A 14,804-nucleotide genomic window follows, 5' to 3' on the forward strand; every position below is an offset into this window, starting at 1 on the left:
CAGTGTTCCAAACGGATTTTTATGGGGGTTGTGGGCTGGTTCATTGTCCATGGTTCATTATCCATGGTTAATTGTCCATGGTTCATTAGTGTTCATTAGTACTGTTGCTATGAACTATGAACCATGAATCTTAGAGGAGACTAAAAATGGTTAACCAAATGCATTATCCCAAACATAGTCGATCAAGGTTTTAGCCTCCTGTAGGGGTAAGACTTGACAACGACCTTGGTGATCATAGGTCAGCAGAGGGATTGGACATCTACTCCCTTGTTCTAGGTTATCCTTTACAATTTTGCCCTCTATTTCTTCCAGGTTACGCAGGCAATTATTGATATCAAAGTCAATTTTGGTGTCAAATTTATCATCCATCCATGCTTCAATTTGGTCATCCAACTCTTTAGGGTTAAGCAGCTTTTTACTAGTTAATAAATGATAATAAACTATAATAATATCCTTACATTCTTCCTCTTCAGCGTCATCAATCAAAGACTTAAACACACCAGCATTAATGGCCAGCTTTTTGAAAAAAAGGGTCTCGGTAACACTTTTTTGAAATTTAATCTGCTTATTTTGATAACTTGTGTACTGTTTAAAGGCAAATCCCCCGAAGGCGATCACCACAGATAAAGTAGTGAGCAGTACAGCCATAATATCATGGGATTTTTGCTGATCAATTCTGAAGCTTTCGACCCCCAGAGCGAACAAAATTATTCCCAAGATAAAGATAAGTTGGGGAAGAACTTTGATCAGAAGAGGAATGGCAGCTCCAATGGCAGGTACACCAAATAATAGGCGGTCTTTCCAGGTCATTCCTATTTTAACATTTGGAAATAGGAATTCTAGATCAAATTTGGGAATATTGCCATAGAGATAAACATACATTTTACCGGGAACAAAGTTAAGACGTTTGTTTTTTTTAGTCTTTTTTGAATCAAAATAAGATTTAGCTTTGAATTTAATCAATAAAACGACTCGTTCATAGATTTCAATGTTTTGTTCAGTTTTTTGTAAAAGTTTGTTCAAAAAATGAATTTTAGCTCTCTCTCCTCTACCATAGCAAACCATTTCCTCAAAGTCATCAAAATCTATATCAGTCTTTAGTTCAATCAATGACTGTTCTGACACAGCTTGTTCCAGGAGGTTTTTCGGTAAGGGAAAGTAATTGGCACTTTTCAGGAGAGTTGTCAAGGTCGATATCAATTTAGCTTCCATCTGACTCTTCTGATCTGGAGTCAGTTCCTTGATCGACTTGGTGTCAGCATCAGGATTAAAGGGAGCAAAGTTATCTTTTAACTTCTCCAGGGTTTGATGGAATTTAAAATGATAATAGGCTGACAGAATTTCACAAAAATCCCGAAACTTCTGGGAGTTGGTAGGGTCAAGTTTTCCATCTTGAAGACAAAGTTCGATCAGATCGGTTCGACGGTAAGGGATAAAGGCTTCCCGGTGTTGATATATAGCCATCATTGTGCCACTAAGCTGCTGTATAGTTCACGTTAAAATTATGTTGGTTAGAGCATGAGCACCGGTTAACTAACAAATTGACTGGCTCTATAGTTATAGAGTTACCAGCCAATCCTGGAAAGGTAACAACTCGCCAGGACTAAAATTGATATTTTTTTAAATCAGTGCTCTAGGCTAGAAGCTTCCGAAAAGTTGTTCAGCCTTAGGATTGGAATTGTCTAGGATTGCTTAAGCGATGCAGCGCGGTCTTGGGGAGGCAGCGCGGTCTTGGGGAGGCAGCGCGGTCTTGGGGAGGCAGCGCGGTCAAAGACGAAACCTTAGAGAGGGTCGCCTTATTTCATATAACTTAAAAGTATGACCCATAACCTGTCCCTATAAAGGCGACCCTCTCTTACGGTAACTTCAAAGGGGGTTTCCCCCATGAGCGACTGCCGTTCCCCCAGCGACTACCGTTCCACGGGGCAAACAGCGGTGCGGACGCAGGTTCCGCACACAGACCCATGCGCCATGAGCGACTGCCGTGGTTTCCCCCATGAGCGACTGCATCAAGACACTGATGGGTCACTCCCATCATCACAAAAGTCAACAGATGAGGTAATGTTTAATGTTTATGTGGTTTAATATACCTTGTCCTACCATTTGACACTCCCCGCCCTGGAAGGACGGGGATTCTCACTTGGCCTATGGCCACGCTACGCGAACACCGAGCTGTCTTGCTCACCCAAACCGGAGTCAGGGAGAGTAGAGGACAATTCTCCATGAGCGTGATTGATCAATGATCCCGGTTCCGGTGTGCCGGAAACGAAACCTGATCAGAGCGATGCAGCGCGGTCTTGGGGAGCCAGTGCGGTCTTGGGGAGGCAGCGCGGTCTTGGGGGTTTCCCCCACTCGCTATTGCCGTGGTTCCCCCCATGAGCAACTGGCGTGGTTTCCCCCACTCGCTATTGCATCAAGACAGGGTCGCCTTAGTACAAAACCTTGATCCCTATTCTGCATAACCCTAAAAATATAAAGGCGACCCTCTGATTACGGTAACTTCAAACCCCACCGTACCTTTTTTTTAGATCTTTTTTTTATATAGATAGATACTTTTTTTATCTAAATTTTTCTGAGACGTTTAAGTCGTTAGACTAAATTACGCAATATGTATCTCAGACATATTTTTTACGTTGCCTACTTATGGTTAGATAGTATCTATCTAGTTTAAAAGTCTATTGTTTAGAATTGTACATTAGCACACCTAGTACAAACTGTCAAGAAAAAGTTAAAAAAAAAAAGCCGTCCTAGAAGGATTTAAAGTTACCGTAAGAGAGGGTCGCCTTAATTATCAAGTTTTAACCTTTTTGCGCGAGACCGACCTACCTTAAAGGCGACCCTCTCTAAGGTTTCGTCTAATGGGGCTTTAAACCCAATTTTTTTGGTAACCTCTTAGATCCTGAGCTACTGGAGTACAGAAGTCATCCCATCTATGCTGATCTTGGGTCTAATCATCGGTTTTCTGATACCGGTAGACCAGGTTAGTCTGAGTTAGGTTATTATCTAAGCAGCTGAGCTGTTTCCAGCTTTTCGATTGGGAAGTTATTTCAGAATTGATATCGGTAATTTGTTGACTTTTGCTAATTTGATCCAACATTAATTGCTGGCTCGGTTTTTTGATTGTGATCATGTTGCTACAAACTTACCCTTTTCCCCTAAGCATGATCAGGGATGGCTACACCAGCCAAGTCGGCTTGGTGGGGATGAGGGGAAAAGGTCGATCTGGATTTAAGTGATTCATTTATAGTAGAACCAAGGGTAAGCAGCTTAAACAGCAACAACAAAAATCTTAAAAAAGCTTAATACCCGGTATTGATTGACAAATGACCAAGATTATGAATAGAGGACTTTGAAGCGATCGCAATTTCTGATCGCAATTTCTTAGACAGTGAGCGCTAACTCCCTTATTAGTCACAATAATTGAAGCAAATTAATAATAAATAATTCGATAAGATAAAGCTTTGACAGCAATTTCTAAATCATTACTAGCGTCAGCAATGCTATCCACATATCTGGGGGACTGGAGTAGTAATCGATTTCATCCACACGATAGCGAAAATCTTTAGAGCGATGCCGCAGAATCAGGTAATCACCAGGCTGGATACCTTTCCCAAGTCCTGCCATCTGACCCCTTGTTCCCTGATCAATGGCATCAAAGAAATAGTCACGTCCTTCCTGATATCCAGTATAATCGTGTGTTTTATTAGACCGTCGGAAAAGGTTAGTTTGAGTTATAGATTTACGCAACCAATGGAGCCATTTCCAGCTTCTGCCTTGGGGCTTTAGATCAGAATTGATGTTTGGCAGTTGTTTAGTTTTGTTAAGCTGTTCCGATAGTAATGGCTCCATTGGTTTATTGGTTGTGATGGGTTGTCTTAATGCTGGACTTTTTTCCCTGAGTGCTATGGCTGAGTGCTATAGTTGCCTGCTACACTCGATCAATTTGACTGATGGGGATGATAGGAAAAGGGAAATATGGATTTAAGTCCTTGCCGATACTTTTTAGCTACCAGAATCTCCCAAAGGTTAATTCTGGCTCACTAATGCAAGCTGATTACTCAGCCAGGGGGTATCTCCCAAGGCTCGCAGGAATATCCCACGAGCGCCGTTGATGTCTCTATCCATTGTTCGACCATCAACTTTTGATTTAATTATTTTGCTTCCGCCAATATTGACCAATTCACCTGTCCAACTGACAGTCTTACTGGTATAGGCTTCACAGACATCTACGACGGTCTTCCCAGTTTCGTGGGCTTTGTGCTTCAGGAACTCTTTAAACCGATAATGAGCAAAGTTGAGCATATTCCGGACAGTCTTAGATCTGATTTTTCTATTCCCTTTTTTTGACATTTGAGCTGTCTCAAAAGTGGGGAGTAAAATCACATCGAAGTTGTCAACTAGGAATCTAGCTGTCTTACGATGCAACTCATTGACTAGGTTCTGAATTCTGATTATCATCCGTCGAGCAGCTTTCCTCATTCGGCGCTTCTGCCCACCCTTAGCTTTGCTAATCTTAGACAGCAGATTATCCAGATGCTGGCATAGTCGCTGAATTCGAGAAAAATCTCCGTGACCAATCTTCCCTACAGAAGTTTCGCTGAAAAAGGTAATAAAAGTCCTGACTCCAGGGTAAGCAAGCAACTACTCTACCTTGGTTTTCGGTTTTCTTTTTAGTTACTTTGTGGGGAACTATTAGATAGTAGTTCCCGTTATTACTGGTTAGTCGGCAGTCACAAATATCGTCGGGGAGACTCTCGGAGTAGGATATCTCTCCTAGTTTTGTGTGATAAATCCCCGCAGCAGAAACTGCTGACTTTGGGATGTAACAAGACTGGATGGGGTTTTTGCGAGATCTGAATTTAACCCGATTAATTTCCGAAGTCTTTTTGTACTTTTTCTTGGCCTCCCGAACAGCAGTGCAAGCATCCTTAATCCCTATAGACTTAATCTGATAAGGTACTGCTTTGCACCACTCGGGGAGGTCGTTCAATATACCGGTCTTGATAGCTTTCCAGTTAGCTTTAACTTCGCTATCCTGAAGGATTTTGACGGTTTTGTTGAACACATAACGGGATACTCCAAACCATTTGCGAACAAGCGTACGCTGTTCAGAGTTTAGGAACACTCGAATCTTCTTTGATTTTCTTCCCGTACTTTCTGAGTCCGTGGACTCGGCATGAGAAGACGTGAATGATTCAGAGAAGATCTCAGGTAAGTTCGGATTCTGGACAACTTTCAGGTTGGTCGAGAACCAGGATTTTTCCACCGTTGAGACCGACCAAGTACTCAATGAGTTCAAACCCGAATCGGGTGAGCCTGTCTCTACAGGTAACAACAATCGTGAGCTTATCTCCGCACAGGACTCGCTCCAATATGGTTCTAAGCCCTTTCCTTTTGTAGTTGAGTCCTGAACCGATGTCAAAGATGATTTCTGCTTCCGGGAAGAGGGAGTGGATATAGGCGATTTGCCTGGCGAGGTCGTCTCTTTGTTTGGTACTACTGACCCGGCAGTAGCAAATTGTAGATTTACGAAGTCTACCAGGTTCTGTATGTCAAGATCCGAACCTGAGCAGGCTTTCTGAATCAAAGAGTCTAGTTCCTCCAGGGGTCTTTTCCCATCTGATTGTCCCATTGTCTGCATACTTCCGAAGAGTGTTCCTTGATAATCCCGTAAGTTCGACCGCCTTAGGGAGTGGTACGAGTGCCATAATTCTAATCTCCCACGTTTTAATAGATAGTGGGAGATTAGTGGACAAAAGAGTCAACTGTTACAAACCTTAATGGTAAACCGAAGCTGACGCCCCTTAAACAACCTTAAACAAACTGAAAAAAATCTTAAAACCTCTCAATAATGTGCTGATCCCGAGCCCGGTTAAATCCTTATAATTCTTGGCTTTTCGTGACTTGAAAGTTGATCATTTTCAATTTTCAAGTCACAGCCATGGGCTCTACAGTATTATAAGTGATTAACCGGACTTGGGATCAGGTTTTAGAATTTGAAAGTAGTTCTCAAAGCACCAATCACGACATCCTCGTTATCACTGTCTCCAAACGGAGCAGCAATCCAGATTAATCCGGGAGTAATCGAGATATTATCATTTACCTGATACTTGTAGAAGCCTTCAACATGAATGGCGGTATCATCATCACCACCAACATAAGGCTCAGAACCAGCAACTATACCAAGTAAGTTACCTTCTTTGCCAAAGTCTGGTAATGCCAGTCCTAGACCGTAGTACCAAATCTCAGCATCACCGTTGCCACCAGAAGCTTGTTCAGCATCGGTGTAGCCGCCATAGGCATTAATTACTAAATTGGGAGAGAATTGAAAAGAGGCTTCTACGCCGTAGGAGTTAGTGTTGGCTGTGACATCTGCTCCATCACCAAAGGGTGCCCTGGAGTTTTCAGTTCCCACACCTGTATCAAAGATAGCGTTGCCATCATCAAAGTCATTGAAGTAGGCACGAACGTAGGTGAAGGCTAACTGAAAGCTGTCGCTAGGGGAAAATGTCAGCTGACCTAAGGCAGAAAACTCACCATTGAATAAACCCTGACCTTCAGAGGGGTTAAAGGAATTGCCACCAAAGTAACCTGCACTCAATACTACAGCATCGGCGAGGCTAAAGTTGATGCCTAGTCCACCACCTGCGGCTAAACCAATTTTATAGATGGGGCTAGATTCAGCATAGCTGGAAAGAACACCGCTAGCGCCAGTGAAGTCATCCAGGTAGGGGCTGATGGTGGGGACGAAATCTTGCCAAAGGGGAAAGGCAGCTGGCAAATAGACATCAATATTATCCCCAATCGGGAAGTAGTAGGCTAGCCAACCAATACCCACGTCGTTGCCGCTGTCAAAGCTGTAAGTAAAGGCACCTTGGTCTGTGCCATCAAAGGTAGCTGCATTACCGGCATCCAGACGGGTGTAGAGCGCATCTTTACCGGTGAAGCTGGAGACAAACGCTAAACGTACCCGGTCTTGAAACACGACTTGGTTGTCACTGTCTTCACCAAAGGCGTTGGCAATAGAGAAGACCACTTCCCCTTCTAGCTTGGTGGTGGTAGAAAACTGATGGTCTTCTAAAAATGCCACCCGTCCTTCTAAGTTATCCACTCGTGCACCGAGAGTAGCCAATTCTGATTCAAACTCCTGAATCAGCCGTTGCAGGGTTTCTAAGTCCTCACGAGTGATAAAGTCTGCGGTAGACGCAGCAATTAAACGCTCAATCTGGTTCAAGCAAGCATTTAAACCAGCGGCAAATTCATACCGGGTTGTGGCGCGATTCCCGCGAAACGTGCGATTGGGATATCCTGCAATACAACCGTAGCGCTCTACCAAACTGCGTAGCGCTTCATAAGCCCAGTCTCCAGGAGATACATCACGCAGTTGGGAAACACTGGTGACTTGACCCATAGAAGCTGAGTCTTGTTTACTCTGTTTGATCAGTTTATCAACCGACACCTGCTTTGATTGTGCAGGCATTTGGGACTGGTTTACTGGGTCAAGGTTTGGTGAAACCTCTTGTGCGATCGCGACCTTGGATGCTGCCCATTGGGATACCAACATCAATGGACTCATCAGTAACATCGCGCGTAATTGTTTATTCATTGTGCTCACTCACACCTGTCATCAGTCTAATGGATGAAAGTAACAAAGCTCTGACCCAATGTTTGTAGTCCTTGATACAAAATATTACTTATATAGTTGACTGTTGATGGTACGCTGTCAGGACTTAGGCACAACTGCGGAGCAAACCCTATAAGTAATAGGAATTCTTGACTTGTAAGCATTCAGCGGTCAGCTATCAGCTAATGCGCTAAGTCCCAGCGTCGAAGCCTGTGCCACCAGCTAGCTAGAAGCCTGTGCCACCAGCACCCCCGATGCTTGTTTACTACCGACCGTTGATTAGCTGATGGCTGACAGCTGATAGCTGATAGCTTACGTTTACTTAACGCTTTTAGCAGAAGGTTTTCAGATTTTATATTGGTAAACTAATTACAAACTCGGCTCCCTGACCTGGTTCTGAAGCCACCTCAATTTTCCCCCGATGCTGGGTAATAATTTGGTAGCTAATGGCTAGTCCCAAGCCAATTCCCTTACCTGGCTCTTTGGTAGTGAAAAATGGGTCAAATATCCGGTCTTTAATTGCTGCGGGAATCCCAGGGCCATTGTCAGCGATTCGGATAACTACCCAGTTTTGGTCAACTACCTCAGTTTGAATCCGAATGCTGAAGACTGGGGATGGGCAAGATTCGACACTATTGTGTTCTATAGCCTTGTGTTCTGTAGCATCTTTTTCTATGGCATCAAGGGCATTTTCCAAGATACTCATAAATACCTGATTCAGTTGAGCTGGGTAGCAATCCACCAAAGGTAAATCCCCATACTGCTTGATCACCTCAATCCCTGGCTTGAGACGGTTGCTGAGCAGAACGAGGGTATTGTCAATTCCTTCATGGATGTTAACCGGTTTCATCTCGGCTTCATCCAATCGGGAAAAATTCCTCATCGAAAGCACAATTTCACGAATGCGCTCAGCTCCCCCTTTCATGGAAGTGATGATTTTAGGCAAGTCTTGGGCCAAAAATTCCAGATCAATCTCTTCGAGGCGATTTTTAATCTCTGGGTCAGGGTTGGGATAATACTGCTGATAGAGTTCGACCAGAGAGAGTAAATCCTCAATATAATCGCTGGTAAAGAACAGATTGCCGTAGATAAAGTTAATCGGATTGTTCATTTCATGGGCAATACCAGCCACCATCGTACCCAAACTGGACATTTTTTCGTTTTGAATCAGCTGGATTTCCGTTTGCTGGAGTTCCTGGGTGTAGTCAGCCATACGGTGAATCAGCTGATTGAGAGAAGTGGCTAAGACACCCACTTCATCTTTGGTCGTGACTGGTGCTTGCAGGGTAAAGTTAGACTCCTGTTTGACCTGTTCGGTGATCTCAGTCAGGCTTTTGATTCGCTGTGCGATCGCATTACTTGTATGAATAGCTAATAGGATTGCGATCGCAACTGAGGCGATCATACTGCTGACGATCAGCCCAAAGCACAACTGATCAGCACGGTTGAGGGCGCTCAACCCTTGCTGTTGTTTGACTTGAGCTGCTCTAATCAGCTGGTCTGACTTCTCAAAAAAGCGTTCTAGGGCAGTGGTTACTTCAGGATTGTTCTGTGGCAACAGTTGCCTTTGGGCAAGTTTAAGCTGATCATCGGGTGCGACCCATGGTGAATTTAATTCGCCAAGGTCAAGGGCACCTAAGGGTAAGTTTCCAGGCTCGATTTCTGGCAACAGGGATTGAATCAGAGTGTTGTAGGCATCAATAATGATCCTGTAGGTCTTCAGTAAATCCAGTAACTGATTGGTATTCGTATGAGAACAGGTCTCAAACTCTGTGACAAACTCTTCCGCTTCCAACAGCAGTTGCTGAGCTTGGTCAATTTTCTCTTGAACCAGCTGTAGGTCTTCCATGGGAACAGCAAGCGCACCTAAGTAGGGATAGGAACGTAGGTCTAAAATCGCGATTTGTAAATTTTTCAGGAGATTTTCTTGTTTTTGGGCACGAGTGAGTTCAGCCAGTGCTGCCTTTTGGTAATGCTGGCCAATCCCTAATCCAGTCGTTGTTCCCAAAATTGCCAAACCAATGGAGAGTGCATAGCCAACAAAAACTTTCTGCCGAATGCTGGCACTGGCTAGGAATTGATTGATCCAGCTGATTCTGGATGCCCCTGAGTTAGGGTGACATCCTTGGAAATCCTCCCCTGACAAAGCTTAAATCTCGCCAAATGTTAGCGCATGAGTCGTTAGTGTTTATTAATACATCAACCTTATGGTCAATCTGTACACTGAGTTACAAGACAACCGTAAGTTTAGAAGTTGAGCAACAAAGCTTGAATAGATGATGCCTAATGGCTGCAACAGGCGCGCACCTTGAGCGAATTTAATTCGCCAAGGTCAAGGGCACCTAATGCGATTTTTAGGCAAAAATATGCTTTTTTTTAGGTTATTGAACCATAGTAACAGGTTTTGGCTTCGCATGCTCTCTCTTGCTTTTGTCAAGGAGGTTTTGCTTATCCAGGCTGTAAAGAGTTGATTAACAGAATGTGAATACTTAGTGCTCAGCATGGGTAGATCTGATCCAAAAAAATGTTAAAAAATGTTAAAAAAAGTCAATCTTTCATGAACTGATCGAAAGTTTAGCTTTTTTGTATCCTAATTAACAGTTTACTTGCCATCCTAGGTCTACTATCACACCCTAGCTTCGCAATTTTTTCAATGAGGCTACACCTAAATTTGGTAGAGGATGGTACGAAAGTATGGTAAGTGGATTAGGACGACGTAAATTTCTGCTTTATAGCTCGGCGGCATTGGGAACCAGTCTTCTGTTGAAGGCTTGCGCTGAACCCCAGGGTTCTTCAGATGCTAGTGCTGGTGGGGAAGACACGATCAAAGTGGGTATTCTCCACTCCCTGACCGGCACCATGGCAATTAGTGAGACCACTGTGGTGGAAGCTGAAAAGCTTGCCATCAAGGAGATTAATGAAGCCGGGGGGGTATTAGGCAAGAAAATTGTGCCTATTGTTGAGGATGGTGCGTCTGACTGGCCAACCTTTGCTGAGAAAGCTGCCAAACTGATTGATAAGGATCAAGTCGTTACTATTTTTGGTTGCTGGACATCCGCTAGCCGTAAGGCTGTGCTACCAGTGTTTGAATCCAAAGACCATATGCTGTGGTATCCTGTGCAGTACGAAGGGCAGGAATGTTCCAAGAATATTTTCTACACAGGTGCTGCACCAAATCAGCAGATTGAGCCAGCAGTAGAGTGGTTGCTGAAAAACAAGGGCAAAAAGTTTTTCTTAGTGGGTTCGGATTATGTTTTCCCTCGCACCGCTAACACAATTATTAAGGAGCAACTCAAAGCTCTGGGTGGAGAGACCGTGGGCGAGGATTACCTTCCCCTTGGTAATACAGAAGTTACCCCGATCATTTCTAAGATTAAAGCCGCCCTACCAAATGGTGGCGTCATCTTCAACAGTCTCAACGGGGATAGTAACGTCGCCTTCTTTAAACAACTAAAGGGTGCTGGACTCACTCCAGATAAATATCCCACTATGTCGGTGAGTATTGCAGAAGAGGAAGTCCGGCAAATTGGTCCAGAATTTCTCATTGGTCACTACGCCGCCTGGAACTACTTCCAATCTGTCGATAGCCTTGACAATAAGCAGTTTGTGGAAGCCTTCAAAGCCGAGTATGGCGAAGACCGGGTAACCAACGACCCCATGGAAGCCGCTTACATTATGGTTTACCTATGGAAGCAGGCGGTAGAGAAAGCTGGAACTACTGACCTAGAGCCTGTGCGCAAAGCTGCTATCGGTGAAAAATTTGACGCACCAGAAGGAGCAGTGGAGATGTATCCGAATCATCACATTTCCAAGACAGTGCGCATTGGTGAAATCCAAGCCGATGGTCAGTTCAAAATTGTCTCATCCACACCTAAACCCGTTCCTCCCATCCCCTGGAATCAATATGTAGCGGAAACGAAAGGGTATGGGTGTGACTGGAGTGATCCCAATAAGGGAGGAAAGTACAAAAAGGAGAAAGTATAAATTATCAAGGATGAATTATAGCGTTTGTATCTAGGTTGTAAACACACGAATTGCTGAAAAAGGCAAGAGGCATGCATGTTAAAGGCAAGAGGGGCAAGAAATCCCGATTGTCCAATAAAAAAAGACCATACAGGTTTACATCTCAAATACAAACGCTATATGAAGTATGAAGTAAACTACTAGGCATTTAAAATCGAGTTTTGTTAGTTGAGTGCTGAGTGCTGAGTGCTGAGTGCTTACTGTAAACTTCAAAAACAGAAAAATAAAGTAGTTTTAAGCCTTCATAATTCATCCTTCATAATTCATCCTTCATAATTCATATTTCATCATTCATCCTTCATAATTCATATTTAATTATTAAATTGTGCTGCCACTTTTAGAAGGAATTTTTAACGGGATTAGTATTGGCTCAGTGCTACTGATTGCTGCCCTAGGACTAGCGGTTGTATTTGGACTGATGGGCGTGATTAATCTTGCTCACGGCGAGTTAATGATGTTGGGCGCTTATACAACTTATGTTGTCCAAAATACGTTTAAAGCCTTTTTAGGGGATTCGTTGTTTAATGTCTATATCTTTTTTGCCCTGCCCATGGCTTTTCTGGTGGCAGCGTTGGTAGGACTGGTATTGGAGAGGGGGGTCATTCGTTATCTATATGGGCGACCGTTGGAAACCCTTCTAGCTACTTGGGGAGTAAGTTTGATATTGCGGCAGTTTGTCCGCAGTGTAAATTGGGTATTGGTGATTGGGATTGGGGTATTTTGCCTGCTGTTTTTTGGGTCAAGGTGGGTTCTAAGCCGTCGTTTAGATTGGCAGAGAATTCGCAATTGGGCGATCGCTTTGATGGTATTCTTATCTCTAGGAATTGCCATTGTAACTGGGGTGTTGTTAGGACAAACGGGTCAACGGGCAATTACTCGACCTTGGTTTAGTGCCAGAAATGTAGACGTGACTCCACCAGCATGGCTTCAAGGGGGATTCCCGATTGGTAACTTCCAATTGCCCTATGCCCGGATCTTTATCATTATTTTGACGATTATTTGTCTATTGGGTACCTACTGGTTCTTAAATCGCTCCAGTTGGGGATTACGGATTCGAGCTGTTACCCAAAATCGCAATATGAGTGCTTGCTTAGGTATCCCTACACAAACGGTAGATGCCTTAACATTTGCCCTAGGTTCTGGTTTAGCTGGTGTAGCAGGTTGTGCGATTACATTACTAGGTTCTGTCGGTCCCAATACTGGTCAAAATTATATTGTCGATACTTTTATGGTGGTAGTGGTTGGCGGTGTCGGAAACTTACTGGGAAGCATTTTAGCAGCCCTAGCAATTGGTACACTTACCTATCTGATTGGTTCGGGAAGCATAGCCTTTATGTTGATGCCAGTAGAGTTCCTTAAACCGGTAACGGACTTCTTTACCTTCTTTGCCACCACCAGTATGGCAAAAGTTATGGTCTTCGCTTTAATTATTACCTTTTTACAAGTGAGACCTTCAGGAATATTCCCACAAAAAGGACGCACGGCAGAATTATAGGTTTTGTATCATCGGTTGTGAACATAACTCAAAGGCAAGAGGCAAGAGGCAAGAGGAACCCACCCCTAACCCCTCCCAGGAGGGGAAATAGCTCCGGAGTTTTATTGTCTAATAAAAAAAGACCATACAGGTTTACATCTCAAATACAAGCGCTATTATATAGTGTTACTCATAGTAATGATATTTTTATTCCTGTTCCCTGTTCCCTATTGCCTGTTCCCTGTTCCCTGTTCTGAATTGTCTACTCCCTACTCCCTACTCCCTACTCCCTACTCCCTACTCCCTACTCCCTACTCCCTACTCCCTGTTCCCTTTGCCAACGTACCTCACCAAATTGAGAACTGCTATAGTTGTTATTTTTATAAATTATGACGTATGTATCTAGAACACAAGCCATTAAAAAGCAGCGGCGACGAAAGTTAATTATAGAAATAGTAGCAATCGTAGGAATTGCTCTAGTTTTCGCGTTATTAATGCCAGCGATTTTGCCGGATTTTCGCCTCAAGCTGTTGGGGCGTTTTTTGTCATTATCTATTGTAGCGATTGGGATTGACCTGATTTGGGGGTATACCGGACTGCTGAGTCTAGGACACGGTATATTTTTTGCGTTGGGGGGCTATGCCTTTGCTATGCACCTCAAACTGCAACTACCAGAAGGAGAAATACCGGAATTCTTCACCCTCTATGGGGTAAAGCAACTGCCATTCTTCTGGCAGCCATTTTATTCGTTTCCTTTCACCCTAATTGCTATTGTTTTAATTCCCAGTATCGTGGCGGGATTGCTAGGTTATCTGGTATTTCGTAACCGGATTAAAGGGGTTTATTTCTCGATTTTGACCCAAGCCGCACTGCTGGTTTTATTCAATTTTTTCAATGGACAGCAAAAGCTAATTAATGGTACTAACGGGTTAAAAACTGATACAGAAACCCTGTTTGGGATGTTAGTCAGTTCCAAACAAGCTCAGTTAGCTTTCTACGAAATTAGTATCCTGTGTGTGGTTCTGATCTACTTATTGTGCCGTTGGTTAACCAGTGGACGCTTTGGTCGGTTGTTAATTGCTATACGGGATGATGAGAATCGGGTGCGTTTCTCTGGCTACGATCCTACCGGATTCAAAGTCCTGGTATTTGCGGTTTCTGGGGGAATCGCTGGAGTGGCTGGAGCCCTTTATACGGTACAATCAGGGATTGTTACCCCCAGCTATATGGAAGTAGCGTTTTCCATTGAGATGGTGATTTGGGTGGCTGTGGGAGGACGAGCAACTCTAGTGGGAGCAATTCTGGGTACTTTATTAGTCCGACTAGCTCAAACCTTGTTGAGTGAGCAATTTCCCGAAGTTTGGCTATTTTTCCAGGGTGCGCTGTTCCTAATTGTAGTCACAGTACTGCCTAATGGTATTGTCGGCTGGTTGCGAGACCAGGGAATTGAACAAATGCGATCGCTTTTTGGTGCCGAACAACCAGTGATAACAACTTACCCCAGCCTAGAAAAAGACCCAGTAGTGCAACGGGAAAAAGAAGAGATTGGTCATTAAGCTGGTCTTCATTAGACTTCTTGCAGAAGTCGGGAACAGGGAACAGGGAACAGGGAACAGGGGGATAGGGTTTGTTTTATAGCAATTCTCTATGCCATGAGGTACAAAGGGATCCCCCTAAATCCCC

At 43.7% G+C, this 14,804-nt stretch carries 13 protein-coding genes; 4 read left to right on the plus strand and 9 right to left on the minus strand.

From position 1 onward, the window contains the following. Positions 1–150 precede the first annotated feature (150 nt). The 9 genes from F6J90_RS10950 to F6J90_RS10985 form a co-directional block, all read right to left on the minus strand. The gene (locus F6J90_RS10950) at positions 151–1,467 is read right to left on the minus strand and encodes a TMEM143 family protein (RefSeq protein WP_366513741.1); all 1,317 of its coding nucleotides are present in this window, start codon (positions 1,465–1,467) and stop codon (positions 151–153) included. 399 nt (positions 1,468–1,866) lie between these two features. Further along, positions 1,867–1,998: a hypothetical protein gene (locus F6J90_RS10955; protein ID WP_293092880.1), complete on the minus strand. Its 132-nt coding sequence runs from the start codon at positions 1,996–1,998 to the stop codon at positions 1,867–1,869. A 278-nt stretch (positions 1,999–2,276) separates the two neighbouring features. Then, the gene (locus F6J90_RS10960; protein WP_293092882.1) at positions 2,277–2,402 is read right to left on the minus strand and encodes a hypothetical protein; all 126 of its coding nucleotides are present in this window, start codon (positions 2,400–2,402) and stop codon (positions 2,277–2,279) included. Between the two features lie 1,072 nt (positions 2,403–3,474). After that, entirely contained in the window at positions 3,475–3,849 is a 375-nt protein-coding gene (locus tag F6J90_RS10965; protein ID WP_293092884.1) for a hypothetical protein, read from the minus strand. Between the two features lie 177 nt (positions 3,850–4,026). Further along, positions 4,027–4,479 carry a zinc ribbon domain-containing protein gene (locus F6J90_RS43535; RefSeq protein ID WP_366513742.1) on the minus strand — a complete coding sequence of 151 codons (453 nt, stop codon included), beginning with the start codon at positions 4,477–4,479 and terminating at the stop codon, positions 4,027–4,029. A 46-nt stretch (positions 4,480–4,525) separates the two neighbouring features. Beyond that, positions 4,526–5,266 (minus strand): helix-turn-helix domain-containing protein, encoded by a 741-nt coding sequence (locus F6J90_RS43540; protein ID WP_366513759.1) that lies wholly within the window; start codon positions 5,264–5,266, stop codon positions 4,526–4,528. After that, positions 5,208–5,519 (minus strand): recombinase family protein, encoded by a 312-nt coding sequence (locus F6J90_RS10975; protein ID WP_366513760.1) that lies wholly within the window; start codon positions 5,517–5,519, stop codon positions 5,208–5,210. Before F6J90_RS10975 ends, F6J90_RS43540 begins: the two co-directional genes overlap by 59 nt. 470 nt (positions 5,520–5,989) lie before the next feature. Then, positions 5,990–7,606, minus strand: a complete 1,617-nt coding sequence (locus tag F6J90_RS10980) for an iron uptake porin (RefSeq protein WP_293092886.1) — start codon at positions 7,604–7,606, stop codon at positions 5,990–5,992. 370 nt (positions 7,607–7,976) lie between these two features. Next, a complete protein-coding gene (locus F6J90_RS10985; protein ID WP_293092887.1) occupies positions 7,977–9,770 on the minus strand; it encodes an ATP-binding protein in 1,794 nt (597 codons plus the stop codon). 548 nt (positions 9,771–10,318) lie between these two features. Here F6J90_RS10985 and urtA point away from each other — a divergent pair. From urtA to urtC, 4 genes are all read left to right on the plus strand, one after another. After that, positions 10,319–11,608 (plus strand): urea ABC transporter substrate-binding protein, encoded by a 1,290-nt coding sequence (urtA, locus tag F6J90_RS10990; protein ID WP_293092889.1) that lies wholly within the window; start codon positions 10,319–10,321, stop codon positions 11,606–11,608. A gap of 364 nt (positions 11,609–11,972) precedes the next feature. Further along, positions 11,973–13,142 carry a branched-chain amino acid ABC transporter permease gene (locus F6J90_RS10995; protein ID WP_293092891.1) on the plus strand — a complete coding sequence of 390 codons (1,170 nt, stop codon included), beginning with the start codon at positions 11,973–11,975 and terminating at the stop codon, positions 13,140–13,142. Between the two features lie 177 nt (positions 13,143–13,319). Beyond that, positions 13,320–13,514, plus strand: a complete 195-nt coding sequence (locus F6J90_RS11000; protein WP_293092893.1) for a hypothetical protein — start codon at positions 13,320–13,322, stop codon at positions 13,512–13,514. Further along, positions 13,511–14,677 (plus strand): urea ABC transporter permease subunit UrtC, encoded by a 1,167-nt coding sequence (gene urtC / locus F6J90_RS11005; RefSeq protein ID WP_293092895.1) that lies wholly within the window; start codon positions 13,511–13,513, stop codon positions 14,675–14,677. Before F6J90_RS11000 ends, urtC begins: the two co-directional genes overlap by 4 nt. Positions 14,678–14,804 lie beyond the last annotated feature (127 nt).

This window comes from Moorena sp. SIOASIH, assembly GCF_010671925.1.
In the GTDB taxonomy this organism is placed as follows: Bacteria; Cyanobacteriota; Cyanobacteriia; order Cyanobacteriales; family Coleofasciculaceae; genus Moorena.

Excerpts from the sequence above, each read along its gene's own strand:
- urtA (WP_293092889.1), top strand. The coding sequence starts at position 10,319 with ATGGTAAGTGGATTAGGACGACGTAAATTTCTGCTTTATAGCTCGGCG.
- F6J90_RS43535 (WP_366513742.1), bottom strand. The coding sequence starts at position 4,479 with ATGAGGAAAGCTGCTCGACGGATGATAATCAGAATTCAGAACCTAGTC.
- F6J90_RS10980 (WP_293092886.1), bottom strand. The coding sequence starts at position 7,606 with ATGAATAAACAATTACGCGCGATGTTACTGATGAGTCCATTGATGTTG.
- F6J90_RS10955 (WP_293092880.1), bottom strand. The coding sequence starts at position 1,998 with ATGGGGGAAACCACGGCAGTCGCTCATGGCGCATGGGTCTGTGTGCGG.
- urtC (WP_293092895.1), top strand. The coding sequence starts at position 13,511 with ATGACGTATGTATCTAGAACACAAGCCATTAAAAAGCAGCGGCGACGA.
- F6J90_RS11000 (WP_293092893.1), top strand. The coding sequence starts at position 13,320 with ATGATATTTTTATTCCTGTTCCCTGTTCCCTATTGCCTGTTCCCTGTT.
- F6J90_RS10965 (WP_293092884.1), bottom strand. The coding sequence starts at position 3,849 with ATGGAGCCATTACTATCGGAACAGCTTAACAAAACTAAACAACTGCCA.
- F6J90_RS10950 (WP_366513741.1), bottom strand. The coding sequence starts at position 1,467 with ATGATGGCTATATATCAACACCGGGAAGCCTTTATCCCTTACCGTCGA.